Raw genomic sequence first — 24,623 nt, forward strand, 5'->3', positions numbered from 1 at the left:
CGCCGCAAGCTACTCTTCCGGGCAGATCCGACGGCGGCTAGTGCTCCGGTATGGATTTCTCGATCCCTGGAATAGCGGCAATCTGTTCCGCCAGAAACTCGACCAGCAAGCGCACCCTGGCGACGCCCGCGCGCTCCGGGACAATCAACATGTTCAGCGGGACGGACGTCAGCGAATAATCCGCCAGGATCGTCTCGAGCAAGCCCGCCGCCAGAAGATCGTCCACAAGCCATCGATGCGCCGGCGCGATCCCTCGAGCGGCAACCATGGCCTGTCGCGCGGCAAGCCCATGATCGATACGCAGTCGCCCCGCGAAAGGCACCATATGGCGTTCGCCGCCGGCGCCCTGCAAAGCAAGCGTTTCGCTGCCCGCCACGTTCGACATCCGGATGCCCTCATGCCGGGACAGATCCGAAGGGACAGACGGTCTTCCCCGCGCCGCCAGATAATCCGGAGATGCCACGAGCAGACGCCGCGACTGGCCGAGGGCCCGCAGCTTCAACGAGCTGTCCGTGAGCGGCCCCAGGCGAAGCGCGATGTCGACACCCTCGCGGACGAGATCCACCCGCTCATCCGTGAGGCTGAGGTCAACCCCGATGTCAGGATGACGGTCCTGAAAAGCGAAGATCAGCCGGCTGACGTGCAAGACACCGAAGGCCGCCGTACAGCTTATCCGGATCGTGCCGGCGGGCGCGCCACGCGTGCCCCGGGCCTCATCGCTGGCCTGTTCGACGAGGCGCAGGATCTGAACGCTGTTGGCATAATAGCGGCTGCCTTCGGCGGTCATTGTCACCCGCCGGGTCGTTCTGCTGAGCAAAGGCACGCCGACCGCCTCTTCGAGCTCACGCACCTGCCGCGTGATCGTTGATTGCCCTACCCCAAATTCCCGCGCGACGGCTGACAGGCTGCCACGTTCGGCCACGCGAATGAAGGTGCGCATACGCTCGAATGTAATGTCGGACTTATCCATTATTCGGCACAATATTATGCATTACCTGCATATAGTGGATCGTACCGCCATTGGCTACCTTCCCGTCAGTCTCCTCAATATCGGATCTGACCCCATGAAAGTCCTGCTTGTCTTCGCTCACCCTGAACCACGCTCGCTGAGCGGCGCCCTTCGTGACGTCGCCATCAAGGAGCTCGAAGCCCAAGGGCATGAGGTGCGCGTATCGGACCTGTACGCCGATGGCTGGAAATCCGAAGTCGATCGCGCTGACTTCCCATCGCTGGCACCTGATTCGCGATTCATCCCGGTCGCGGCTTCCAAGAAGGGTTTCGAAGGCAACACGCTAACCGGGGATGTTAAGGCCGAGATCGAGAAACTCCTGTGGGCCGACACCTTGATCCTGCAGTTCCCGCTGTGGTGGTTCGCCATGCCGGCGATCCTCAAGGGCTGGGTCGACCGTGTGTTCGCCTACGGATTCGCCTATGGCGTTGGTGAGCATAGCGATCGGCGCTGGGGCGATCGCTATGGTGAGGGGACCCTTGTCGGAAAACGCGCGATGCTGATCGTGACCGCTGGAGGTTGGGAAGAGCACTATACGCCGCGCGGGATCAACGGACCTATCGACGACCTGCTGTTCCCGATCAATCACGGGATCCTCTATTACCCGGGATACGACGTGCTTCCGCCGTTCGTGGTCTACAAGGTCGATCGTCTCGAAGAGGCTGGCTTCGAACCCGTGGCCGAATGCCTGCGTGACAGGATGCGGACACTGGCAACGACGCCACCCATCCCATACCGTCGGCAAAATGGCGGAGATTATCTCATCCCGAGTATGAATCTCCGCCCTGAACTGGGCGATCCCGGCGCAACCGGTTTCACGCTTCACTCCAACCAAGCAGGCGATGCCAGCTGATCGAGGTGGACTTCTACTCCGGCTTGGTCGGCGCCGTCGTCGCCTGCTCGCCCATTGCCTTGAGGTCGGCGGCTTCGCCTTCCTTGGACTTTTCCGGCACCTTGAACACCTGGCCTGGCCAGATGCGATTGGGATCCCTGATCTGGTCCTGGTTGGCCAGGTAGATGGTCGAATAGCGCACGCCATGGCCGTAAACGCGCCGCGAAATCCGCCACAGCGTGTCGTTGCGGCGGATGATGACGGCGCCGTCGGCATGTTCGAGCTTGGGTGACACGACCTCCGGCACATCGCTTGGCGGCGTGGCCGCAGCGACAACGGCCGGAGCCTCGGTGGCGGGCGCAGCCGGCGCCGGTGCCGTCTCCGCCGGAGCGGCGGCAAACGCCGGTGCCTCGGCGGCAGGTGCCGCGGGCGCCGGAGCGGGCTCGGCCGGGGCAGCCGCAACAACGGCAGGGGCGGCAGGGGCTTCAGCGGCGGCAGGTGCGGCCGGCTTGGTCTCTGCTGGCTTGGCATCCGCTGGCTTGGTCCCGGCGGGCGCCACCGCGGCAACCGCTTCGCCCGGCTCACGCTCGAACGGCACGGCGGCGCGGGCCACCACCTTCACGCCGTCGGCATCGAGGCCGTCGACATGGATGGTGTAACTGCCGACCGGAATGTCGCGCGTCGCCTCGACGAGGAAATGACCGTCCGGCGATGTCTGCGCGTCACCGAGCAGGATGTCGTTGGCATAGGCGCGCACCTTGCGGCCCGGATCGGCGAGGCCGGCGACAAAGATCTTTTTGCCGTCGATCTCGACCGCCTCGACAACGATCTTGGGTTCGGCCACGGCTGCGGCGGGTGGTGTTGCCGGCGCGGCCGGAGCCGGTGCAGCCTCGACAACGGCCGGTGCGGGTGCCGGTGCGGCTGGCGCCGGGGCAGCAGCTGCGGGCGCTTCGGCGGCCGGAGCCGCCGCCGGTGCAGCCGGCGCGGCAGCCTGGTCGCCGGTGGCAGGTGCTGCCGGTTTGGTCTCGGGCGCCGGAACCGTCAGCAGTTCAGCCGGTTTGCCAGGCTCTTCGACCATGGCCAGCACCTGGCCGGCAGCATCCTTGGGAACCGAAACGACGGCGGTCTGCACCGAGACGGTCACCACCGTGCCGACCGCCGAACGCAGTGCAATTGTGTAGTCGCCCGGCTTCAGCGGATCGTCGAGCACGATGACAAAGGCGCCATCGGGGCCCGCCACCGTTGAACCGAGCACGGTTGTGCCGTTCAGGATCTGGACCTTTGAATTGGGCGCTGCATTGCCGGCAATGACGATCGAACCATTGCTCTCGACGCGCACGACATCGAAAGTCGGTGCGATCGGGCCGGCCGCTGCTGGCGTGGCCGGAGCCGCCGCATCGGTTGCTGGTGCTGCCGGAGCCTCCGTTGCAGGCGCGGCCGGGGCCGCCGTCTGCGGCGCCGCGGCCGGAGCAGCCGGCACCGCCGGCGCTGGCAATCGCCCTTCCGTGCCGGGATCAGCCGGTTTCGGCGCAGCCGGCGGCGTCAAGGCCGCGACCTGCGCCGGCGGCGTTGGATGAAGATACGGGTCGAGTGCGCCCGATACATAGGCGGTTCCCGCGGCCGCGACGGTCCCACCCGCCGCGAACAGGAACGCCTTCAATGGATTAATTGCCATATTTCCCTACCCCTTAGCCACCTAATGCCGGTCTAGCGTGTTTTGCCAAGACCGACAAGAAAAACGGACCGACAAGAAAAAGCCCCGGCTCGTTGGCCCCTGGGGCTTGACCGCGCTTTCAGACCCAATCACCAATCATCGGTATGAACACGATTCGATCCGTCTGCGTCTATTGCGGCTCGTCTCCGGGCCGCGATGAAATCTATGCGAAGGCCGGACACCTGCTTGGCCGCTCAATTGCCAAAGCGGGCCTGCGGCTGGTCTATGGCGGCGGCACCAAAGGCATTATGGGCGCCGTAGCCGAAGGCGCGCTCAAGGCCGGCGGCAAGGTGACAGGCATCATTCCCCGCTTCCTGATCAACAAGGAAGCAACAGAAACCGCGCTCGACCGGCTCGATGAACTCCTCATCACCGACAACATGCACGAGCGCAAACACAGGATGTTCGAGAAATCCGACGCCTTTGTGGCGTTGCCCGGCGGCATCGGCACAGTCGAGGAGATCGTTGAAATCATGACCTGGGGGCAGCTCGGCCATCACCGCAAACCGATCGTCTTTGGCAATATCAACGGATTCTGGGATCCGATGCTGTCGTTGCTTGATCACATGGCGGCAGAGGGCTTTATCCACACCGCGCAACGGGTCAAGCCGCTGGTCGTCAACGACCCGGAGGCCATCGTCGCCGCCATAATGGTGGCAGGCTCCTCCGTCGACGCCCCGACCGAGGGCGTGCAGTCGGTGATAGACAAGATGTAAGGTTAGGGGAGTAAGGGAATAGGGCATTAAGGCAGCAGGGAAAGACAGTACCTACTGCCCTACTGCCCTACTGCCCTACTGCCCTACTGCCCTACTGCCCTACTGCCCTACTGCCCTACTGCCCTACTGCCCTACTGCCCTACTGCCCTACTGCCCTACTGCCCTACTGCCCTACTGCCCTACTGCCCTACTGCCCTACTGCCCTACTGCCCTACTGCCCTACTGCCCTCCGCAAATCCCCAATCACCGCGCGCCGATCCTGTCGCCGCCAAGCCAGGTGAATCGAGACCGTGCGGTCGAACCATGGCAGATCGCGGAACACGATCCGTGGCGGTGCGGCGGCACGCAGGCTGGATTGCACCGTCGCCAGGCCAAGGCCGGCGCTGACCAGGCCGAGCGAGGTCAGTGGATCGGCTGTTTCATAGGCGATATCGGGCAGAAAGCCGGCCTTGGCGCAGGCGGCCAGGAATTGGCCGCGATTGGTGTCGTCAGGCTGGCGTACCACGGTGATCCAGGTGCGGCCATCGAGATGGTGCGGCCTGATGTCCGACAACTGGACAAGCGGGTCATCTTCGGGGATCGCCAGCACCAGCGGCTCGCGCCGCACCAGCATGCTGTCGATGTCCGGATCGCCGACCGGGGCCGGAGCGTAGACGAAGCCGAGGTCGAGCACGCGCTGCCGCAAATCGTCGAACTGCGCCGCCGTGCGCCGGCTCCTGAGCTGAAGATGGAAATCGGGCCGCTCGCGGCGGAATTGCCTGAGCATGTCGGCGACCAGCCCGGCATGCACCGCACCCTCGACATAGCCGATGGCGAGACGGCCGACCGCGCCGCTGGCGAGGTTGCGACCGAACTCCTCCACGCGCAGTGCATTGGCGAGCAGCGCGCGGGCCTCGGTGAGGAAGGCGCGGCCCTCGGCATTGAGATGAACCCGCTGCTTTGCCCGTTCGAACAGAGCGACGCCCAGCTGCTGCTCGAGCTGCATGATCTGCCGGCTGAGCGGCGATTGCGAAATATGCAGCAGTTCGGCCGCACGACCGACATTGCCGGTTTCGGCGACAGTGATGAAGTAGCGGAGCTGGCGCAGGTCGAACATTTTTCTCTTCAAGTCTCTATAGGTCTCAACTTTAGCTTAATCAGTCTTGGACAGTCTGACCAGCCACAGGGATAGTCGGCCATCCCAACCAAAGGAGACCGACATGCAGTTCTTTGCCCTTCTCACCCGCAACACCGCAAAGTCCGGAGACGCCGACTTTGCACCACTTCTGCCCGGCGAGGCCGAACAGCGGCGCACGCTCTACGCCGAGGGCGCGGTGCGCCAGGTCTGGAACCGTGGCGACATTCCCGGCAGCGGCATGATGTTCGAGGCATCAGACGACGCCGAGGTGCGCGGCCATCTCGCCACTCTGCCACTGATCAAGGCCGGCATGATGGACATCGCCGCGATCGTGCCGCTCAACCCCTACCCCGGTTTTGGGCCGAAGCGCTGAACCGCATCAGACGGAGCGGTCGACGGCGCTCACCGCCGGCCGCTGGTCGAGCAGCAACGTAGAAGCCTCGCGGACGCTCCGGCGATTTCCATTTGCGGCGAATCTCCTGGTTGGTTATCGGGGAGATGGGCAAGGGGGATTGAACGGTGGTAGACAGAACAGGCGGCGATGCGGATCGCGTTCCACGCGCTTCCGTCGTCATGACCGTCTATACGGACCAGCGCTTTCTCGATGCCGCGGTCAACAGCATCCTGACCCAGGAGTTCGACGATTTCGAACTCGTCATTGTCGATGACGGCACGGGCCAGGACGCAGTCTTCCAGGAGCTGGCGCGTCGCGATCCGCGCATCCGGCTGGTCACCAACCCGACCAATCTCGGCACCGCAGCCGCCGCCAACCGCGGCATCGAGACGGCCCGAGGCGAGATCATCCTGCGCCTCGACGCGGACGATATCGCCGAGCCTGCGCATGTCGGGCGACTGGTCGCGGCCCTGGACGAGGATAGCGAACTTGGCCTCGTCGGACATGCGGTGACGCTGATCGACGAAGCCGACCGCGTCGTCGGCGCGCAGCTTATGCCCGAGACGGATCTGGAGATCCGCTGGACGATCCTGTTCCACAATCCCTTCTACCATTCGACGATCGCCTATCGCCGCGGCTGCTTTGAGGCCGCCGGGCGCTACAGGATCGATGAACTGGTCTCGCAGGACCATTATCTGTGGTTCGACATGCTGCCTTTGTGCCGGGCGCGAAATCTTGCCGAGCCGCTGACGCGCTACCGGCTGAACGCACTCGGCCTGACCGCGACAAACGCAACGAATGCCCGCAATCGCACGCATCCGATCCGCCAGGCATCATGGGCGCGCCTCGGCCTGACCTATGACCTTTATGACGACGCCTTCGCCCAGGACCTGACCCAGTTCATCCGCGGGCACGTGATTGCCGTCGACCGACGCGCCGCCGCCTACGGCAAGTTGCTTGGCGTGCTCAACGCCTTCCTCGCAGCGTCACGGCCCTGCCGGCGCACGGAGGATGCGGTTGCGGCAAGGCAGCTGGCCCATGGCATCGTCGCGCGCATGCTCGCCAGCCCGCCGCCGGGTCTCACGGAGATGCTGCGCGTCTGCTATCTGTGCTGGCCGCTCGACTGGCGAACCGTAACCGGCGCGGTGACAAAGCGGCTGGCGATTGGGCTCAAGGCGTGGTTGCCCAAAACAGGCAGCTGACTGAATCTATGCCGGACCAATTGACGAGGAACAGCATTCTGGAAACCGCAGATGCCGCCTCTGCCGTAAAGAGTGAGAATTATGAACCCTGATTATTCTGCCTGGTTTGCAGGCAAGAGCCTTTCGACCGACTGGACCTCGCGCTTCTTTCCCCTCTGGGCCACACTGCTCCAGTCGCGCCGCGATGAGGCCCTCGATGTTCTGGAGATCGGCTCCTGGGAGGGCCGGTCGGCGATCTTCTTTCTCAACTATTTCGGCAAATGCCGGCTGACATGCATCGATACATTCGGCGGCAGTCCCGAACACACCCTGCGCCACAAATGGAGCGACCAGCTTGCGCATGTCGAGCAACGCTTCGACAGCAACCTGGCCGCGTTCGGCGAACGGGTCGAGAAGATCAAAAGTCCCTCGTCCCAGGCATTGGCCCGGCTTATCACCGACGAGCGACGTTTCGACCTCATCTATGTCGACGGCAGCCATCACAGCGCCGATGTCCAGGCGGATGCCGTGTTCTCCTGGCAGATGGTGCGGGACGGCGGGATTGTCATTTTCGACGATTACGAATGGACTTTCTTTGCCGACGAGGTCGAGCGTCCAAAACTCGGGATCGACAGTTTCCTGTCGGTGCAATCAGGCCAATACCGCGAGCTGTACCGAGGAGAACAGGTCATCATCCAGAAGATCGGCGTCGCCAGGAACGAGCGCTCGGCAATTTCTTCTCGGCCGCCTCCTGTCCCGCGGGAAGAACCCGTCGACAAACCCAAAGCCGATGGATCCGAAAACGACGTCGAGTTTGTGCTGATCGCCGAGGCGGGCATTCTCGAAGCACAGGCCCTGCTGCTGTGCGAAAGCATAAGGTGTTTCGCCGGCTCTTATTCACGATCCCGGATAACGGCGGTTTCGCCCAGAAGCAGCCGTCGCCCTTCGCCGTCGACGATAGACCGGTTCGAGCAACTGGGTGTGGACTATCTGCCAATCGAAATCGACAGCCGCTGCCCGCAATATGGCCCCTCATACCGGGTACATTCGCTTGCTCATGTCGAAAGACGGACCGGGCCGCCGGTCATCATCATGCTTGATAGCGACGCGATATTCATCGCCGAGCCCGACTTTTCGTTGGGCACATGCTCCGCCGCTGCCCGACCGGTGGACAGCAAGGGGATGTGCACGACAGGCCCTGGCGACCCGTTCGACGCCTACTGGCGACAGCTATGCGTCCTTGCCGGTGTCGACTACGAGCACCTGCCGATCGTGCGCACGAGCGTCGACGGCCTGGCTGTGCGCGCCAGCTACAATGGCGGGCTCATCGCCGCAAAAAGGGCGAGCGGCCTGTTTCAGCGCACCGAAGATATTTTCAGGAAGCTGGTGGCCGCCAATATGAAACCATGGGCCGGCGCCGAGCCAACCTACGGCACCGGGACCGGCATCCTGCAGGGGAAGCCACGGCCTTCTGGGGCACGAGCCAGGCTGCCTTCTCACTGGCGGCCACCGCCGGCAACCATTCCGTCAGGCTTTTGCCGGCCACGCATAATTTTCCGCTTCACAACTTCAACCCGGCCACCGCACCTGAGCCGGCCCGGCTGGTTCATATTCACTATCATGGACTGTTCAACGAGGGTTCGGCGGCCGCGAACCCGATGCTGGACGGAACGCTGGCGCTGCCTGCGGGAATAGCCGAATGGCTCGAAGCCCGGCTGCCGTTGCGGCAAGAGCCGCCGCCGGCCGCGCTGATGCCGGACCGCCCGCGCCATTCCCAGAGACAAGCAATCCTCGTGCTTGGGATGCATCGGAGCGGGACCTCGATGCTTGCCGGCACCATCGCCGCATTGGGATCGGCCCCTCCCAAAAAACCATTACGCGCCGACGGCAACAATCCCAGGGGAGATTGGGAAAGCACCCCGCTCAATTTCGCCAACGACGAACTGCTCGCAGCGGCAGCCTCCTCGTGGCATGACTGGCGGCCGCTCAATCCGCAATGGCTGCAATCGCCGGCGGCAGAGCGTCACCGCCACAAGATCAAGGCGATCCTGGCAAGCGAGTACGGCGACGAACCACTGTTTTTCGTCAAGGATCCCCGGATCTGCCGGTTCGTTCCGTTCATGTCGTCGATCCTTGCCGAAATGGAGGTCGACCCGGTGGCTCTGCTTCCGCTACGCAACCCCCTCGAGGTCGCCTGCTCGCTGGAGCGGCGGGATGGATTGCCGCTGGCAAAATCCCTTTTGCTCTGGCTGAGGCACGTACTCGATGCTGAATTTCATTCGCGCCACATGCCACGTCATTTCATGCGCCACGAACAATTCCTGATCGACTGGCGACATCATGTCGAGCGCGCGGCGGAGAAGACCGGCATCGTCTGGCCGATCCGCTCCGACCAGGCAGAGACCGAAATACGGCGCTTCCTGACAGCGGACCTGCATCATGAACGGGCAACGGCCGAGGAATTGCAGAACCATCCGGATGCAACACCGCTGATCCGCACCGCCTACGACATTCTATGTGCCATGGCAGACGACGGCGACAGCCAGAAATTGCGCGATGAGCTGGACCTGACGCGGGCGAAATTCGATGAAAGCTGCGACATCTTGGGCGCTGCTGCGGCAGCCGAGCGCGACACAATCAGCCGCGCCTATCATGAGCTCGGCCTCGAACGGAACGCACTGGTGCATGATCGAGACAATCGCGTCGCCGAGCGCACCGCACTGCTCGCGTCACCCAGTTGGCGACGACTGACAGCCCCGTTGCGGTGGATGCGAAGTCCATCCAAGCGTCGAAGATGACAGCGGCTGGTGCGTCGAGGCCCTCTCTGCTCGACACACTGTGATCGGCTGTCAAGAAACCGTCACACGGAACCGGGTTCGCGCGTGCTAGAAATTGCGGTTAGGTGCTGCTGTGCGGCGCTGCGTTCGAAACCTGCATCTGGCACTGCCCATGGATACCGCCCTCGCCCCGGAAGGCACCGACCTGTCGCCTTACCTGCCCGATGAGCACGGGCTGTTCTTCATCTATCATTTCACCGCTGAAGGCGTGCGGACCAAGGACGCCAGCGCCGCGCGCTGGACATGGCGCAGCTACCAGATCACCGATCTGCAAGCCCGCCAGGAAATCGCCGCCGAGAAGGCTCTACCGGCCCCGGCGCGCGATGCTTTCCTCGCGCCCAGCCATGGCTGCCACATCGACTACGAGGATGACTGGCTGTTTGGCGACCTGCCGGACCTCAGGCACGATTTTTCAGAGGCGCGCGGACTCGTCCATTTCCGCTTCGCCTTCAACGACACGATGCTGATCGGCGCCCGCAAGCAGCCTCTGGAGTCGGTCGACGCGGTCCGCAAGGCGGTGGAGAATGGATCGCGGAAATTCCGCTCGCCAGCGGAACTGATCGAGGCGGTCATGGGTCAGTCGCTCGACGGCATGTCGGGCGAGCTTGGCAAACTCGGCGGCGCGCTCGACGGCATCGAGGATCGCGTCGTGCGCGATGCGTGGCACAATGAACGCCAATCGCTGGTCGAGGCGCGCCGGCAGCTGGTGGTGATCCATCGGCAGATGGCGACGCTCACCAACCTGTTTCGCCATCTCGACCATTCGCATCGCGACGAGCTGCCCGACCTGATCAACGACATGGCGGCCCGGCTCTCACACCGGGCGCTCACCCTCTACAATGACGGCGAGCAGTTGCAGGCGCGCACCCGGCTGTTGCAGGACGAATTGATGGCCAAGCTGACCATGCAGTCGAACCAGCTCCTCTATGTTCTCTCCGTCATGACGGCAGTGCTGCTGCCGATGACCATCATCTCGGGCCTGTTCGGCATGAATGTCGGCGGGCTGCCGCTGGTCGATACACCAGCGGGGTTCTGGGTGGTGACGGCTGTGTCGGTGGTTATCGCTTTGGCCACCTACCTGTTCGTCAGGCGGCTCGGCCGCGGGTTGTAGCGGCGGCCCGGCGGGCCGTAACCAGCATCGACCAGGAATAGATCGCCAGTGCCGTCCAGATCAGGGCAAAGGCAATGGCCTGGGCCGTGCCGAACGGCTCGTCGAAGATCAGCACGGCGATCAGGAACACCATGGTCGGCGCGATGTATTGCATGATGCCGATGGTGGAGAGGCGCAAAAGCTTGGCGCCGAATGCAAACAGAAGCAGCGGCACCGACGTGACCGGACCGCAGCCGATCAGCAACGCCGTATCGGTGCTGTTGCTGGAGACAATGTGGTCCTGCCCGGTCGCGATCAGGTAGACGATATAGCCGAGAGCCGGCACGGACAGCAAAAGCACTTCGAGCAGAAAGCCCTGGCTTGGCCCGATCGGCAGCGTCTTTCGGAAGAAGCCGTAGGCGGCGAAGGAAAACGCCAGCGCCAGCGACACCCAGGGCAGCTTGCCGCCCTCGATTGTCAGCACCGTGACGGCAACCGTCGCCAGCACCACCGCCGCGATCTGCAGCCGGTCGAGCCGCTCCCCAAGCAGCAACGCGCCGACGACGACGCTGACCAGCGGGTTGATGTAATAGCCAAGCGCGGTCTCGACGGTGCGGTCGACGGCGATCGCCCAGACATAGATGCCCCAGTTGACCGAGATCAGCGCCGCCGTCAGCGCCGCCATGGCGATGGTGCGGGGTGAGCGAATTGCCGCCTTGAAATCGGCCGTGCGGCCGGCCCAGACCAGAACAGCGGCGGCGATCGGCACCGACCAGACGATGCGGTGTGCGATCACCTCGGCAAGCGGCAGATGCGCCACCGCCTTCATGTAGAAAGGCAGCAATCCCCACAAGAGATAGGCACCCAGCGCCAGCAGGAAGCCGCGGCGGGCCTTTGAATCTGCGTCGAGCGTAGTTGCTTCAGTGACCATGGCCCAACGCTATGGCCCAGTAACCTTGGCAAGACCATCGCAAAGTTGTGATGGATCAATGGACTTTCGCTGATGGTTCAACCTTATTCGGCGGCAACAAGCCCTGCCATTTCGCGGTTCTTCATCAGTTTGTAGATGATCGAATCCATCAGCGCCTGGAACGAGGCGTCGATGATGTTTTCGGAAACGCCGACCGTCCACCAGCGCACGCCGGTGCCGTCATGCGATTCGATCAGGACGCGGGTGATGGCCTCGGTGCCGCCATTGAGGATACGCACCTTGAAGTCGGCGAGTTCGAGGTCGACGATCTCGCTCTGGTACTTGCCGAGGTCCTTGCGCAGCGCGATGTCGAGCGCGTTGACCGGACCGTGCCCTTCCGCGACCGACATCTTCTCCTCGCCATCGACCAGCACTTTCACGATCGCTTCGGACACCGTCTTCAATTGACCGTTGGCGTCGAAGCGGCGCTCGACCATGCAACGGAATGAGGTGACGTTGAAGAATTCTGGCAGGCCGTGCAGCATCTTGCGCGCCAGCAGCTCGAAGGAGGCATCGGCGCCCTCATAGGCATAGCCCTCGGCTTCGCGTTCCTTGACGACCACGATCAGCGCGTCGAGCCGGTGATCGTCCCTGGGCACGTCGATGCCGCGCCGTTTCAACTCGGCAAGAAAATTAGCCTTGCCGCCCTGGTCGGAGACCATGACGCGGCGGCGATTGCCGACGGATTCCGGCGGCACATGCTCATAGGTCGCCGGTTCCTTGGCCAGGGCGGAAGCATGGATGCCGGCCTTGGTGGCAAAGGCTGAGGCGCCGACATAGGGCGCCTGCGCTTCCGGAGCGCGGTTCAGCAATTCATCGAAGGCACGCGACAGACGCGAAATGCCGGTCAGCGCCTCGGCCGAAATGCCGGTCTCGAAGCGATCGGCGAAGGCTGGCTTCAGGGCCAGCGTCGGGATGATCGAGATCAGATTGGCGTTGCCGCAACGCTCGCCGATGCCGTTCAGCGTGCCCTGGATCTGGCGCACGCCGGCCTCGACCGCGGCCAGCGAATTGGCGACCGCCTGGCCGGTGTCGTCATGGGCGTGGATGCCGAGATGATCGCCCGGTATGCCTGAGGCGATGACCCTCTCGACGATGGCGCGCACTTCCGAGGGCTGCGTGCCGCCATTGGTATCGCACAACACCACCCAGCGTGCGCCGGCGTCATAGGCCGTCTTCGCACAGGCCAGTGCATAGTCCGGATTGGCCTTGAAGCCGTCGAAGAAATGCTCGCAGTCGACCAGTGCTTCCTTGCCCGATGCGACGGCCGCTTCGACCGAGGCCTTGATGGACTCGAGGTTCTCCTCGTTGGTGCAGCCGAGTGCCACGCGCACATGGTAGTCCCAGCTCTTGGCGACGAAGCAGATGGCGTCCGATTTCGACTGCACAAGCGCCGCAAGGCCAGGATCGTTCGAGGCGGAGACCCCTGCCCGCTTGGTCATGCCGAAGGCAACGAATTTGGCGCGTGCCGTGCGTTTCTGCTGGAAGAATGCCGTATCGGTCGGATTGGCGCCGGGATAACCGCCCTCGACATAGTCCATGCCGAATTCGTCGAGCAGTTTTGCAATCGCGATCTTGTCCTCGACCGAAAAGTCGATGCCCGGCGTCTGCTGGCCATCGCGCAATGTGGTGTCGAAGAGATAGAGGCGCTCGCGGGTCATGGTCATTTGCCTGCAAATTTGTCCGTCGCGCGGATCAGCCGGTCGAGGATGCCGGGCTCAGAATAGGCGTGGCCGGCGCCCTCGATCAGATGGAAATCAGCCTTCGGCCAGGCCTTGTGCAGCGCCCAGGCGTAGCGTGCCGGACATGGCATATCGTAGCGACCGTGGACGATGGTGCCGGGAATATCCCCGAGCTTGTGCGCGTCGCGCAGCAGCTGTCCCTCCTCCAACCAGCCGGCATGGACGAAATAGTGGTTCTCGATGCGGGCAAAGGCGACGGCATAGTCGTCCTCGCCAAACTTGCCGCTGGTTTCCGGCTCCGGCAGCAGCGTGATCGTCTCGCCTTCCCACAGGCTCCAGGCGCGCGCCGCTTCCAGCTGTGCCTTGCGGTCTGAGCCGACCAGGCGCTTGCGGTAGGCCGCCATCATGTCGCCGCGCTCAGCCTGCGGGATCGGCGCCAGGAAACGCTCCCACTTGTCTGGAAACATTTCGGAGACGCCGAACTGATAATACCATTCGAGTTCAGCCCGGGTCAGCGTGTAGATGCCGCGCACCACCAGCTCGCTGACGCGATCGGGATGCGTCTCGGCATAGGCGAGCGCCAGCGTCGAGCCCCAGGAGCCGCCGAACACCAGCCATGTGTCGAAGCCGGCCATCTCGCGCAGGCGTTCGATGTCGGCGACGAGATGCCAGGTCGTGTTGGCTTCGAGCGAGGCGTTCGGCGTCGATTTTCCGCAGCCGCGCTGATCGAACAGGATGACGTCGTAGAGCTTTGGATCGAACAGCCGCCGGTGTTTGGGCGAGATGGTGCCGCCCGGCCCGCCATGCAGGAACACGGCCGGCTTGGCGCCCTTGGTGCCGGAACGCTCCCAATAGACCCTATGGCCATCGCCGACATCGAGCATGCCTGAGTCAAACGGTTCGATCTCCGGGTAGAGGGTACGCAAGCTCATAGTTTCAGGCCCTGTTGCGGCCAGTTGGCCGTTTCGTGATCGGGATGCTGGAAGGAGATGATCTGCTCCTGCCTTGTATAGAAGTCGGGATCCTGATGGATGGGCTGATCGAAGATCGTCTCCACCCAGGGTAGCCGGGACGCGTAGTTGACCTGGATTTGCGGCGCCAGATCCGAGCGGTCGTCGAAAGCACCAATGGCGATCTCGAGCCCGCCGGGCTGGCGGTAGGTCAGCGGCGTTCCGCAACGGGCGCAGAAGCCGCGATCGATGTTAACCGACGACTGGAAATAGCTCGGTTCCTCGTGGGTCCATTCGACACCGTCCCTGGGCACCGTCACCAGCGCGCCGAAGAACGAGCCGAACTGTTTCTGGCACATGCGGCAATGGCAGATGGACGGGCGCCCGAGCGCCCCCTTGATGCGGAAGCGCACGGCGCCGCACTGGCAGCCGCCGGTTCGGACAGTCTCGGTCATGGTCTTTCCTCCGGCGGCCATTGGTCGGTGTCGTGATCGGGATGCTGGTAGGAGACAAGCTCGGCGAGATAGGGGGCCGAGCCCATATCCGCCATCGTATCCTCGCCCGGCAATTGCGGAATGGTGTCGACATAAGGCAGTTTTGCCTCCGTGCCCCATTGGATGGTCGGTACGATATCAGCCGGATCGTCGAAGGCGGCTATCGCCAGCGCCATGCCGTCGGGCGCCTCGAAGGTCAGCGGCGTGCCGCATTCGGCGCAGAAGCCGCGCCAGGCGGCATTGGAGGAACGGAAGCGCTTGGGTTCGCCGCGTGTCCACTCGACCTTGGCGCCGCGCACCGAGACCAGCGGCAGGTAGAAATTGCCGCTCGCCTTCTGGCACATGCGGCAGTGGCAGACCGACGCGTCGCCAAGCGTGCCCTCGACACGGAAGCGCACCGCCCCGCACTGGCAGCCGCCCGTGTAGACTGGCCGGTTGTCGAGGCTCATCGCGTCTCACTCCGGATCATGGCAGACAGCCTCGACATTGTTGCCGTCGGGATCGAAGACGAAGGCGCCGTAGTAGTTCGGGTGGTAGTGCGGACGGAGCCCCGGCCCGCCATTGTCCTTGCCGCCGGCGGCAAGCGCCGCGGCATGGAAGGCATCGACCTCGGCGCGGCTGCGCGCGGTGAAGGCGACGTGCTGATGGGCCTTCTGACCGTCCTTGCCTTCCTGCAGCCAGAACACCGGCCGATCGCGGCCATAGCCACCGACCTTTTCACCGCCGGTGTATTCAAGCGGCACCATATACAGCAGCGAGGCACCAAGCGGCGCCATCGCCTTGTCGTAAAAGGCCTTCGAAGCCTCGAAATCGGCAACGTCGATGCCGAGATGGTCGATCATGGAAATGCCTCCCTTGCTGGTTCGTGTGCTGGCACTTCGGCACCGGTCAAACCGGCTGCGATCACGATGTGCTGGCAGACATTGTCGATATCGCGAACAACGTCGTCGTTCCAGAAGCGCAGGATGGTCCAGCCCAGCGCTTCGAGCCTGGCTGTTCGCGCAGCATCAGACGCCGAAACCTCATGAGAAGCGTGCTGGGAACCATCCAGCTCAACGATCAGCTTCTTGTTGGGGCAAGCAAAATCGACGATGTAGCCAGCTATCGGCATTTGACGTCGAAACGCCAGCCCCATGAGTCGGTGTGCACGTATCTCATTCCAAAGCTTCAGTTCAGCGTCGGTCATGCCCTTGCGCATCTTGCGTGCATTGCCGCAATTGACGGGAGATACGCGATAATGGGTCATCGCGAGGCGCCCCCCTCTGTCCTGCCGGACATCTCCCCCTCAAGGGGGGAGATCGGCAGCTTCGCAGACGGCGCCCAATCATCGACGTCTGCGATTGGCGAAAGCGGAAATGAAGTCCAATCTCCCCCCTTGAGGGGGAGATGCCCGGCAGGGCAGAGGGGGGTGCTTGGCGCCACCCTCACCGCTTGACCTCCCACGTCGTGATGCGTTCGCCGGTGGCCGGATCCTTGCCGTCCTTCAACTGTACACCTTGCGCCAAAAGGTCGTCGCGGATGCGATCGGCTTCGGTCCAGTTCTTGGCGGCGATGAGAGCGAGGCGATTGGCGATTGCCTTGGCGACCTTGTCCTCATCCACCTCAGCCGAGGCGACATCGAAGCCAAGGAACAGCAGAGAGGCCTTTAGTGCAGCGGCAGCCTCGTTGCCGTCCGCGGCCTCTCCGGCCAACTGCGTCAGCATCTGGAAAGCGGCATAGGTGGCGAGATCGTCCGACAAGGCATCGATGACCTCCACCGGCACCTGCCCGGCCGCCGGCGCCAGGTCCGCCGCGCGTTTCCATTTGCGCAGCGTGTTCTCCGCCTCCTCCAGCTTGCGCACGGAAAAGTCGATCGGCTCGCGGTAATGCGTCATCAGCATCGCCAGCCGCAGCACCTCACCCGGCCAGTTGCGGCCGCCAAAGGTCTCGGTCTCCAGCAATTCGTGGATCGAGTAGAAATTGCCGAGGCTCTTCGACATCTTCTGGCCCTCGACCTGCAGGAAGCCATTGTGCATCCAGACATTGGCCATGACTGACGTGCCGTGGGCGCAACGCGACTGGGCGATCTCGTTCTCATGATGCGGGAAGATCAGGTCGAGGCCGCCGCCATGGATGTCGAAGACTTCGCCGAGATAGGCCGCCGACATCGCCGAGCATTCGATGTGCCAGCCCGGTCGGCCCCTGCCCCACGGGCTTTGCCAGCCTGGCTCTTCCGGCGACGACAGCTTCCACAGCACGAAATCGCCGGGGTTCTTCTTGTGAGCGTCGACGGCGATGCGGGCGCCGGCCTGCTGCTCGTCGAGATTGCGCTTCGACAATTGGCCGTAGTCCGGCATCGACGCGGTGTCGAACAGCACTTCGCCTGCCGCGACATAGGCATGGCCGCGTTGGATCAGGCTTTGAATCAGGGTGATCATGTCGGCCTTGCCGTCGGCGCGAGGCTCGACGAATTCAGTGGCGCGCGGTTCGACCGTCGGCTCAAGGCAGCCGAGCGTAGCCACATCCCTGTGAAACTGGTCGGCGGTCTTTTCGGTCACCCGCCGGATCGCTTCGTTGAGCGAAAGCGTCCCCGAGCCGATCTCGCCACCGAAATCGCGCAGCGCACGCGCGTTGATCTTGTCGTCGACGTCGGTGATGTTGCGCACATAGGTGACGTGCGACTGCCCGTAGCGATGACGCAGCAGGCGGAATAGCACGTCGAAGACGATGACCGGCCTGGCATTGCCGATATGGGCGAAGTCATAGACGGTCGGGCCGCAGACATACATGCGAACGTTCAGCGCATCGATCGGAACGAAACTCTCTTTCGTGCGCGTCAGCGTGTTGTAGAGGCGCAGGCCCTGCGATGCGTCAGACATTCCATGCCTTCCCGGTTCAGAACTTCTATCTGGATGGAGCCAGCCGCGCGCCGAGACGCAAATCAGACTCCAGCCTGCTGGCCGGGGCGTTTGTCCAATCTGGGGAAAGATGAGGCGAAAACGTCCGGACCAGCGCGAGGCTAGCCAATAATGCAAATGCCACAAATGGCGAAAGACGTTTTCATGGGCGGCTTTATCGCCTTGGCCAGTGTTGCCGTCAAGCCGCTGATGCCAGGAAAAACGTCGCCGGGACTGGCAAACGCGTCGCGCGATCACGCGGAATCAGCCAGTGAAACATTTTATTAAACATGTCGGCACAGTCATGAAACATTCGCCGGCTAGATCACCAAGCGTCACGATTTGGTCGGAATCAACGGCCAAACGCGAACACGAAAACGTTACCTGGGAAGAGAAACATGTCTCGAAGCAAGCAAGACGCCACCCGCGCCAAGCAACCGGCGCTGGCCAGCCACTATCGCGCGATCGGCCCGGCCGCGATCGTCGCCGCCCTTCTGCACACCGCGAAGAAGAAGAAGCCTGCTCCGAAAATCGTATCGCCCCGCGCTGCCTGAAACAGTGTGCGGCCGGCGCCAAGGGCGCCGGGCATGAGGCGTATACGCCTCCAGATAGAAACTTCAGCTAGAACAACGTCATCTGACTGTCGTCCGCGCCAGGCTTCTGGCGCTTGACCTTCTCGGGCTCCGGCCCGATCTCGCCCCTCCGCTGAATCTCCGGACCGGTGTTGGCGACCTTGTTGACGAGGTCGGAGACAGGGATAGCCTCGAAGAAATCGAGTTGCGCCGGCCGCAACAGGTCGGCGACATCGCGCGGCTCGAGCGTGCGGCAATCCAGCCAGCGAGCGAAATCCCTGGGATCGATCACCACCGGCATGCGGTCATGGATATGGGCGATGTCGGCATTGGCGTTGACCGTCAGGATGGCGCCGGTGTCCATTTCCGAGCCGCCCGGCTCGGCATAGGTCTCGATCAGGCCGGCAAAGGCGACCAACCCACCATGCCTGGGTCTTATCCAGTAAGGTTGCCCCTTCTTGCCCCCGGCCTGCCGCCATTCATAGAAGCCCGACGCCGGCACCAGCGCGCGGCGATGGCGCATGGCGATTGCGCCTTCTGAGCGCGCATTGAACAGCAGTGGAAACTCCCTGGTGTCCTTGACCCAGGTGGGAATGAGCCCCCAGCGCACCAGCATCGGCTGCCGGTCGGGCAAATTGGAGCCAGGCGCGCGCGGCGCGCCGGCGGTCGCCATCAGCACCGGCTGCGTCGGCGCGATGTTGTAGCGCGCCGGGAAATCCTCAAGTCCCGCCACGTCCAGAAAGGCAGCCGTCTGATCCGGCGTCGCGGTCAAGGCAAAACGTCCGCACATGATCGATTGCTCCTGCCTTCGAATGGTTCCACCAGAAAGTGGCGATGGAACAGCCGCACTGCAACCGCTAAAGCTGTCCGGCAACGGCCGTCCACAGCGGGCTGCGGCGGTCGAACGGTTGGGAGCCATGAACGATACACGAAAGATACTGCCGGCGGTCTCGGTAGCCGTTGTACGTGGCGAGACGGTGCTCTTGGTCAAGCGGGCGCGGCAGCCCTCGCAGGGGCTCTACGCCTTTCCCGGCGGCAAGGTCGAGGCCGGCGAGACGCTGGAGGATGCCGCGAAGCGCGAGCTGCTGGAAGAGACCGGTTTGCATGCCGCCGGTTTCCGTCCGCTTCGGGAAATCCATATCGACGGCAGGGAAGACAGCCACCCGGTCGATTACCGCCTCACGGTCTTCGGCGCCGCCTATGCCGGCGGCGAGGCCGTGGCCAGCGACGATGCCGAGACAGCCGCCTTCTACACGCTGCGCGAGATGGCGGCGCTGCCGCTTGCCGGTTCGGTGTTCGCGGTGGCGGAAGATCTGCTTGGCCGACCTGTTGGCTTCCCTGAAAGCCGCTGAATTCTCCAACCGCCGCGCCGGAAACGCCTTGCAGGCGACAAATTGTTTGGCCACATAGACTTATGAGCCGCGCTTCTTTTCTTGTCGCTTTGTGCCTTGCCATCAGTACGGCCGTGGCCGTGCAGCCGGCGTTCACTGCCGAGTCACCGTTCGAGCCGGGGCTGATGCGGCTGGCGGAGATTTTGGGGTCGCTGCATTTCCTGCGCAATCTGTGCGGGGAGAAGGGCGATCAGTGGCGTGGCGAGATGGAGAAACTGCTCGATTCGGAAAATCCGGATCCGGAGCGTCGCGCCCGTTTCATCGCCAGCTTCAATCGCGGCTACCGCTCTTTCGGCGGCACCTATACACAGTGCACCGCTTCGGCCACCGAAGCCATCAGCCGCTACATGAAGGAAGGCGAGACGCTGTCGCGCGACATCGCCTCGCGCTATGGAAACTAGGCATCCGTCAACAGGTATTCGCACCGTCCCCGACGACGACGGCCATCTCAGACTTGTGCCGGTCCGTGTCTTGGTGCAATCCTGATGTTGCACTTCTGCAACAACGTTAATCAAACGTTACCTCAGGAATGCGGAATTAACTCAAACTGAAGGTTTTCGCCCCGCAGGCCGGCCTAATCGGCTAAGTTTGATCCGGGTTGAAACGCAGCTTCGCCAAACACAGCCGCCTCCTGTAAAAGACGATCAAAAAAATGTCGTATTTACAGATACTTACTTCGAGGCTGCGTGCAAACGGAACAGATCAAGCCTGATCCGCACTGATGGATCGCCGCTTGAAAGGGTGGACATCGCTTATGGAACATGCTGTCAACGACATCGACGCGCTGGTCAGGGAAGAAAAACGCCTGACTGCGGTGGAGAGCCACAGCGAGGCCTGGGCGGAGGGTCTGTCGGCCGGCATCGAGCCCGAGATCATTGCCGAAGCAGCACTCGAGACCGCATTCGGTGAAATGCTGCGCGCCAACGGCGAGACCTCGGCCCTTGCCCTGCTCGACCGCATGCGGGAGAAGGTGATTGCTGGCGCCTTCGAACCCGAGCGGCTGCGCCACTGAACCGTCATCCGGTTCTTTGACGATCGAGTGCCCGGGAGCAGGGAGATACGGGCAGTGAATTTTCCGATGTCAGGCAGGCCGAAGGGCCTGGTCCTTTGCATCCGCCCCGCTGCTTGCTGTGCCGCGATTGCCTTTGTGACTTGCCTGGCAAGCAGCCCGGCCTATGCGCTGAGCGAGATCAAACGCGAAGAGCTTCCCTTGCCTGTCACTCCGTCGACGGATGACGACGTTTCGTCGCCCGGCGGCGCGATTCCCATGCCTGACCCAGTGGGGACCCCGCCTTCGACCGGCCAGCAGCCGGCCGCTCCGGACGCTGCGGAGCCCGACAGTCCATCCGATGGCGGCACCAACAGGCCGCGCGTCGATCCCGAAACGCCGTTGCCGGAAGTCGTCTACGACCTCGGCAAGCTGCCCGAGCCCGTGCGGCGCATGCATGACCTGATCATCGAAGCCTGCAAGAGCGGCGACATCGAAAAGCTCCGACCCTTGATCGGCAAGGGCGACGCGATGACCCAGCTGTCGCTCGCCGACATCGACGGCGACGCCATCGCCTTCCTCAAAGGGCTGTCCGGCGACCCTGACGGCCAGGAGATCCTGGCCATACTGGAGGAAGTGCTCAGTGCCGGCTATGTCCATGTCGACGCTGGAACACCGCAGGAACTCTATGTCTGGCCGTATTTCTTCGCGCTGCCGCTGGACAAGCTCGACGCCAAGCAGCGGGTCGAACTGTTCAAGATCGTTACCGCCGGCGATTTCGACGACATGAAGCAGTTCGGCGCCTATATTTTCTATCGCGTCGGCATCACGCCCGCCGGGCAGTGGTCGTTTTTTGTAGCCGGCGATTGAGCGGCTTCCCCTCCCCAAGGGAGAGTAAGAAAGGCTAGGCGACAAGCGCCTCTGAAAACTCCACCGCCCTGCCCTGACTTGGCGTGACGATTTCACCCTCCCACATGATGCGGCGACCGCGAATGACGGTGCCGACCGGCCAGCCGGTCACTTCCTTGCCGTCATAGGGCGTCCAGCCGGCCTTCGAACCGGCCTGCGCATTGGTGATGGTCTCGCGCCGCTTCATGTCGACAATGGTGAAGTCGGCATCGTAGCCGGCGGCGATGCGGCCTTTTCTGGCCATGCCGAAGATGCGCTGCGGGCCGTGGCTGGACAGGTCGACAAAGCGCTGCAGGGTCAGCCGGCCAGCGTTGACGTGGTCGAGCATGATCGGCACCAGCGTCTGCACGCCGGTCATGCCCGAGGGCGAAGCCGGATAGGGTTTTGCCTTTTCGGCCAGCGTGTGCGGCGCGTGGTCGGAGCCGAGCACGTCGACAATGCCTTGCGCGATGCCATGCCAGACGCCATCGCGGTGGCGGGAGGCGCGCACAGGCGGGTTCATCTGGATCAGCGTGCCGAGCCTGCGATAGTCGTCGGCGCTCAGCGTCAGATGGTGCGGTGTCGCCTCGCAGGTTGCGACGTCCTTGTGCTGTTCGAGGAACAGGATTTCCTCGGCGGTCGAGATGTGCAGGACGTGGATGCGGGCGCGAACGTTGCGCGCGATGCGCACCAGCCGTTCGGTGCAGCGCAAGGCGGCAATCTCGTCGCGCCAGACCGGATGCGATGACGGGTCGCCCTCGATGCGTTCGCCAAGGCGCTCGCGCAACCGGAACTCGTCCTCCGAATGAAAGGCGGCACGGCGGCGGGTATTCCTCAGGATCGAGGCGACGCCTTCGTCATCCTCGACCAGCAGGTCACCGGTGGACGAGCCCATGAAGACCTTTATTCCCGCCGCACCCGGCAACCGCTCGAGCTCGCCGACATCCCTGGCGTTGTCGCGGGTACCGCCGACCCAGAACGCGAAATCGCAATGCATGCGGCCGCTGCCGCGCCGAACCTTGTCGGCAAGCGTTGTCTCGCTGGTAGTCAACGGGTTGGTGTTGGGCATCTCGAACACCGTGGTGACACCGCCAAGCACCGCAGCCCGCGAGCCCGTTTCCAAATCTTCCTTGTGCTCCAGTCCCGGTTCGCGAAAATGCACCTGGCTGTCGACGACGCCAGGCAGGATATGCAGGCCGCGGCAGTCGATCACCTCGCCGGCCGAGGCCTGGCGGAGATCGCCTATTGCGGCGATTCGCCCATTCTTCACGCCGATGTCACGCGCCCCCTCGCCGTCATGGTTGACCACTGTGCCGCCTGTCAGGATGAGGTCGTAGGTCATGGCCATGCTCTCTTGCGGGGGGAGTGTCAGCGGCTTACGTAATGGCCAACCGTTTTGCAAGATCAGGCTTTTATCCTCCCCATGCCCTTTGCCCTGCTGAAAGACCGCGCGCTCATCTCCGTCTCCGGCCCGGATGCCGAGCACTTTCTGCAAAACATCCTGACCACCGATCTCGACATACTCGGCCAAAGCGAAGCAAAGCCCGGCGCGCTTTTGACGCCGCAAGGCAAGATCCTGTTCGACTTCCTGATCTCGCGGGCCGGTGAAAACGTCTTCCGGCTCGAATGCCGAGCCGACATTTCGGATGATTTCGTTCGCCGGCTGATGCTCTACAAGCTCCGCGCCAAGGTCGAGATTGCCAAGTCGGAACAGCCGCTTGTCGCTGTTGCGTGGGGAAAAGAGTCAATCGCCTCAGAAAATGATTCAACCGCGGTTGCCGACAGGCGCTTTCCCAATGAAAGCGTCACACGCACCTATGCCGGCACTGCAGACGCCGGCGACGTCGCCGCCTGGCAGGCCTTCCGCATCGCCCAAGGCATCGCCGAAAGCGGTGCCGATTACGCGTTGGGCGACGCCTTCCCGCATGACGTGCTGCTCGATGAGACAGGCGGTGTCGGCTTCAGGAAGGGCTGCTATGTCGGCCAGGAAGTGGTCTCGCGCATGCAGCATCGCGGCACGGCGAGGCGGCGCGTGCTGATCGTCCAGGCTGGGCTTCCCCTGCCCGCTTACGGCACCGAACTCACCGTCGAGGGACGGCCGGTCGGCACGCTCGGTTCGAGTGCCGGAACATCAGGGCTTGCCATTGCCCGCATCGACAGGGTCAAGGCGGCGCTGGATGCCGGCCAGCCGATCCTGGCCGGCGATGTGCCAGTGACGGTGGCCATTCCCGCCTGGGCCAAATTCAGTTTTCCTCAGGAAACCGTCAGCGCGGAGGAAGCCTGATGGCGGCGGACCGCACCGGCGCGCCGCCACGCGCCTGGCAGCGCATGCTGTCCGGCCGCCGGCTCGACCTGCTCGACCCCTCGCCGCTCGACATCGAGATTTCGGACATTGCCCATGGGCTCGCCCGCGTCGCCCGCTGGAACGGCCAGACCAGCGGCGAGCATGCGTTTTCGGTCGCCCAGCATTCGCTGCTAGTCGAGGCGCTGTTCAACGATCTGGTGCCGCAGGCTTCGGCCACCGACCAGCTCGCGGCACTGCTGCACGATGCACCTGAATATGTCATCGGCGACATGATCTCGCCGTTCAAGTCGGTGATGGGCGGCAGCTACAAGGACTGCGAATTGCGCCTGCAGCGCGCCATCCATCTGCGCTTCTCGCTGCCGGCCGAACCGGCTGCGGCGCTGCGCAGGGACATCAAGCGCGCCGACCAGATCGCCGCCTATTTCGAGGCAACGCTGCTTGCCGGCTTCTCGACCGCCGAGGCGACCGAATTCTTCGGCCGCCCGCGCGGTTTTTCCGCCGAGCGATTCGACTTCACACCACGCTCGGTAACCTGGGCGCAGAATGCCTTCCTGAAGCGGTTTGCGACCATCGAGACGTCGCGGCACCCGGTTGCGACGTCGGCGGTAGGGTAGAAA

28 protein-coding genes and 1 pseudogene are annotated in these 24,623 nt (G+C 63.4%); 16 read left to right on the forward strand and 13 right to left on the reverse strand.

Annotated features, from left to right (window positions below):
- Positions 1 to 37: 37 nt before the first annotated feature.
- Complete coding sequence (locus DBIPINDM_RS04915; RefSeq protein WP_258584685.1) at positions 38 to 970, reverse strand: LysR family transcriptional regulator; 933 nt, start codon at positions 968 to 970, stop codon at positions 38 to 40.
- Between the two features lie 94 nt (positions 971 to 1,064).
- Here DBIPINDM_RS04915 and DBIPINDM_RS04920 point away from each other — a divergent pair, with 94 nt between their 5' ends.
- Entirely contained in the window at positions 1,065 to 1,862 is a 798-nt protein-coding gene (locus DBIPINDM_RS04920) for an NAD(P)H-dependent oxidoreductase (RefSeq protein WP_258584686.1), read from the forward strand.
- A gap of 13 nt (positions 1,863 to 1,875) precedes the next feature.
- Here DBIPINDM_RS04920 and DBIPINDM_RS04925 read toward each other — a convergent pair whose 3' ends face one another.
- On the reverse strand, positions 1,876 to 3,516 hold the full coding sequence (locus tag DBIPINDM_RS04925) for a LysM peptidoglycan-binding domain-containing protein (RefSeq protein ID WP_258584687.1): 1,641 nt from the start codon (positions 3,514 to 3,516) through the stop codon (positions 1,876 to 1,878).
- Between the two features lie 143 nt (positions 3,517 to 3,659).
- Between DBIPINDM_RS04925 and DBIPINDM_RS04930 the strand changes: the two genes are divergently transcribed.
- Entirely contained in the window at positions 3,660 to 4,271 is a 612-nt protein-coding gene (locus DBIPINDM_RS04930) for a TIGR00730 family Rossman fold protein (RefSeq protein WP_258584688.1), read from the forward strand.
- Positions 4,272 to 4,482: 211 nt separating this feature from the next.
- On the opposite strand, the gene DBIPINDM_RS04935 is transcribed toward DBIPINDM_RS04930, so the two are convergent.
- Positions 4,483 to 5,367 carry a LysR substrate-binding domain-containing protein gene (locus tag DBIPINDM_RS04935; RefSeq protein ID WP_258584689.1) on the reverse strand — a complete coding sequence of 295 codons (885 nt, stop codon included), beginning with the start codon at positions 5,365 to 5,367 and terminating at the stop codon, positions 4,483 to 4,485.
- A 103-nt stretch (positions 5,368 to 5,470) separates the two neighbouring features.
- On the opposite strand from DBIPINDM_RS04935, the gene DBIPINDM_RS04940 reads away from it, so the two are divergent.
- The 6 genes and pseudogenes from DBIPINDM_RS04940 to DBIPINDM_RS04965 all read left to right on the forward strand — a co-directional run bounded on the left by DBIPINDM_RS04940 (position 5,471) and on the right by DBIPINDM_RS04965 (position 10,911).
- Entirely contained in the window at positions 5,471 to 5,761 is a 291-nt protein-coding gene (locus DBIPINDM_RS04940; protein WP_258584690.1) for a muconolactone Delta-isomerase family protein, read from the forward strand.
- Between the two features lie 146 nt (positions 5,762 to 5,907).
- Positions 5,908 to 6,984, forward strand: a complete 1,077-nt coding sequence (locus DBIPINDM_RS04945) for a glycosyltransferase (RefSeq protein ID WP_258584691.1) — start codon at positions 5,908 to 5,910, stop codon at positions 6,982 to 6,984.
- Positions 6,985 to 7,065: 81 nt separating this feature from the next.
- A pseudogene (locus tag DBIPINDM_RS43595) lies at positions 7,066 to 7,485 on the forward strand (class I SAM-dependent methyltransferase); the annotation flags it as partial.
- Positions 7,486 to 7,491: 6 nt separating this feature from the next.
- Complete coding sequence (locus DBIPINDM_RS04955) at positions 7,492 to 8,658, forward strand: hypothetical protein (RefSeq protein ID WP_258584693.1); 1,167 nt, start codon at positions 7,492 to 7,494, stop codon at positions 8,656 to 8,658.
- Positions 8,622 to 9,761: a sulfotransferase family protein gene (locus DBIPINDM_RS04960; RefSeq protein ID WP_258584694.1), complete on the forward strand. Its 1,140-nt coding sequence runs from the start codon at positions 8,622 to 8,624 to the stop codon at positions 9,759 to 9,761. The genes DBIPINDM_RS04955 and DBIPINDM_RS04960 overlap by 37 nt, the downstream gene beginning before the upstream one ends.
- A gap of 151 nt (positions 9,762 to 9,912) precedes the next feature.
- Positions 9,913 to 10,911 (forward strand): transporter, encoded by a 999-nt coding sequence (locus DBIPINDM_RS04965; protein WP_258584695.1) that lies wholly within the window; start codon positions 9,913 to 9,915, stop codon positions 10,909 to 10,911.
- On the opposite strand, the gene rarD is transcribed toward DBIPINDM_RS04965, so the two are convergent.
- The 8 genes from rarD to cysS all read right to left on the reverse strand — a co-directional run bounded on the left by rarD (position 10,886) and on the right by cysS (position 17,844).
- Entirely contained in the window at positions 10,886 to 11,821 is a 936-nt protein-coding gene (gene rarD / locus DBIPINDM_RS04970; protein ID WP_258584696.1) for an EamA family transporter RarD, read from the reverse strand. The two genes, DBIPINDM_RS04965 and rarD, sit on opposite strands and share 26 nt — an antisense overlap.
- Positions 11,822 to 11,904: 83 nt before the next feature.
- Positions 11,905 to 13,527: a citramalate synthase gene (cimA, locus tag DBIPINDM_RS04975; protein ID WP_258584697.1), complete on the reverse strand. Its 1,623-nt coding sequence runs from the start codon at positions 13,525 to 13,527 to the stop codon at positions 11,905 to 11,907.
- The gene (gene pip, locus DBIPINDM_RS04980; RefSeq protein ID WP_258584698.1) at positions 13,524 to 14,474 is read right to left on the reverse strand and encodes a prolyl aminopeptidase; all 951 of its coding nucleotides are present in this window, start codon (positions 14,472 to 14,474) and stop codon (positions 13,524 to 13,526) included. Before pip ends, cimA begins: the two co-directional genes overlap by 4 nt.
- On the reverse strand, positions 14,471 to 14,947 hold the full coding sequence (locus DBIPINDM_RS04985) for a GFA family protein (protein ID WP_258584699.1): 477 nt from the start codon (positions 14,945 to 14,947) through the stop codon (positions 14,471 to 14,473). The genes pip and DBIPINDM_RS04985 overlap by 4 nt, the downstream gene beginning before the upstream one ends.
- Positions 14,944 to 15,435, reverse strand: a complete 492-nt coding sequence (locus tag DBIPINDM_RS04990; protein ID WP_258584700.1) for a GFA family protein — start codon at positions 15,433 to 15,435, stop codon at positions 14,944 to 14,946. Before DBIPINDM_RS04990 ends, DBIPINDM_RS04985 begins: the two co-directional genes overlap by 4 nt.
- Positions 15,436 to 15,441: 6 nt before the next feature.
- Positions 15,442 to 15,828 carry a VOC family protein gene (locus tag DBIPINDM_RS04995; RefSeq protein WP_258584701.1) on the reverse strand — a complete coding sequence of 129 codons (387 nt, stop codon included), beginning with the start codon at positions 15,826 to 15,828 and terminating at the stop codon, positions 15,442 to 15,444.
- Positions 15,825 to 16,232 (reverse strand): endonuclease domain-containing protein, encoded by a 408-nt coding sequence (locus DBIPINDM_RS05000; protein ID WP_258584702.1) that lies wholly within the window; start codon positions 16,230 to 16,232, stop codon positions 15,825 to 15,827. Before DBIPINDM_RS05000 ends, DBIPINDM_RS04995 begins: the two co-directional genes overlap by 4 nt.
- A 178-nt stretch (positions 16,233 to 16,410) precedes the next feature.
- Complete coding sequence (cysS, locus tag DBIPINDM_RS05005) at positions 16,411 to 17,844, reverse strand: cysteine--tRNA ligase (RefSeq protein WP_258584703.1); 1,434 nt, start codon at positions 17,842 to 17,844, stop codon at positions 16,411 to 16,413.
- A 165-nt stretch (positions 17,845 to 18,009) separates the two neighbouring features.
- Here cysS and DBIPINDM_RS05010 point away from each other — a divergent pair, with 165 nt between their 5' ends.
- Together DBIPINDM_RS05010 and DBIPINDM_RS05015 are read left to right on the forward strand one after the other, a co-directional pair.
- Complete coding sequence (locus DBIPINDM_RS05010) at positions 18,010 to 18,150, forward strand: hypothetical protein (RefSeq protein ID WP_258584704.1); 141 nt, start codon at positions 18,010 to 18,012, stop codon at positions 18,148 to 18,150.
- 110 nt (positions 18,151 to 18,260) lie between these two features.
- A complete protein-coding gene (locus DBIPINDM_RS05015) occupies positions 18,261 to 18,416 on the forward strand; it encodes a hypothetical protein (RefSeq protein ID WP_081294303.1) in 156 nt (51 codons plus the stop codon).
- A 67-nt stretch (positions 18,417 to 18,483) separates the two neighbouring features.
- Here the strand turns inward: DBIPINDM_RS05015 and DBIPINDM_RS05020 are convergent, their stop codons facing one another.
- On the reverse strand, positions 18,484 to 19,224 hold the full coding sequence (locus tag DBIPINDM_RS05020) for an SOS response-associated peptidase (RefSeq protein WP_258584705.1): 741 nt from the start codon (positions 19,222 to 19,224) through the stop codon (positions 18,484 to 18,486).
- Positions 19,225 to 19,351: 127 nt separating this feature from the next.
- Here DBIPINDM_RS05020 and DBIPINDM_RS05025 point away from each other — a divergent pair, with 127 nt between their 5' ends.
- From DBIPINDM_RS05025 to DBIPINDM_RS05040, 4 genes are all read left to right on the forward strand, one after another.
- Positions 19,352 to 19,786, forward strand: coding sequence for an NUDIX hydrolase (locus tag DBIPINDM_RS05025; protein WP_258584706.1), 435 nt, complete (start codon positions 19,352 to 19,354; stop codon positions 19,784 to 19,786).
- 62 nt (positions 19,787 to 19,848) lie between these two features.
- Complete coding sequence (locus DBIPINDM_RS05030; RefSeq protein WP_258584707.1) at positions 19,849 to 20,226, forward strand: TIGR02301 family protein; 378 nt, start codon at positions 19,849 to 19,851, stop codon at positions 20,224 to 20,226.
- Positions 20,227 to 20,579: 353 nt separating this feature from the next.
- Positions 20,580 to 20,837, forward strand: coding sequence for a hypothetical protein (locus DBIPINDM_RS05035; RefSeq protein ID WP_258584708.1), 258 nt, complete (start codon positions 20,580 to 20,582; stop codon positions 20,835 to 20,837).
- A 54-nt stretch (positions 20,838 to 20,891) separates the two neighbouring features.
- Positions 20,892 to 21,683 carry a hypothetical protein gene (locus tag DBIPINDM_RS05040; protein ID WP_258584709.1) on the forward strand — a complete coding sequence of 264 codons (792 nt, stop codon included), beginning with the start codon at positions 20,892 to 20,894 and terminating at the stop codon, positions 21,681 to 21,683.
- 34 nt (positions 21,684 to 21,717) lie between these two features.
- Here the strand turns inward: DBIPINDM_RS05040 and DBIPINDM_RS05045 are convergent, their stop codons facing one another.
- Complete coding sequence (locus DBIPINDM_RS05045; protein WP_258584710.1) at positions 21,718 to 23,049, reverse strand: dihydroorotase; 1,332 nt, start codon at positions 23,047 to 23,049, stop codon at positions 21,718 to 21,720.
- Positions 23,050 to 23,124: 75 nt separating this feature from the next.
- Between DBIPINDM_RS05045 and DBIPINDM_RS05050 the strand changes: the two genes are divergently transcribed.
- Both DBIPINDM_RS05050 and DBIPINDM_RS05055 read left to right on the forward strand, forming a co-directional pair.
- Positions 23,125 to 23,985: a YgfZ/GcvT domain-containing protein gene (locus DBIPINDM_RS05050; RefSeq protein WP_258584711.1), complete on the forward strand. Its 861-nt coding sequence runs from the start codon at positions 23,125 to 23,127 to the stop codon at positions 23,983 to 23,985.
- Entirely contained in the window at positions 23,985 to 24,620 is a 636-nt protein-coding gene (locus DBIPINDM_RS05055; protein WP_258584712.1) for an HD family hydrolase, read from the forward strand. The genes DBIPINDM_RS05050 and DBIPINDM_RS05055 overlap by 1 nt, the downstream gene beginning before the upstream one ends.
- Positions 24,621 to 24,623 lie beyond the last annotated feature (3 nt).

The sequence above is a fragment of the Mesorhizobium sp. AR02 genome (genome assembly GCF_024746835.1).
Taxonomy (GTDB): domain Bacteria; phylum Pseudomonadota; class Alphaproteobacteria; order Rhizobiales; family Rhizobiaceae; genus Mesorhizobium.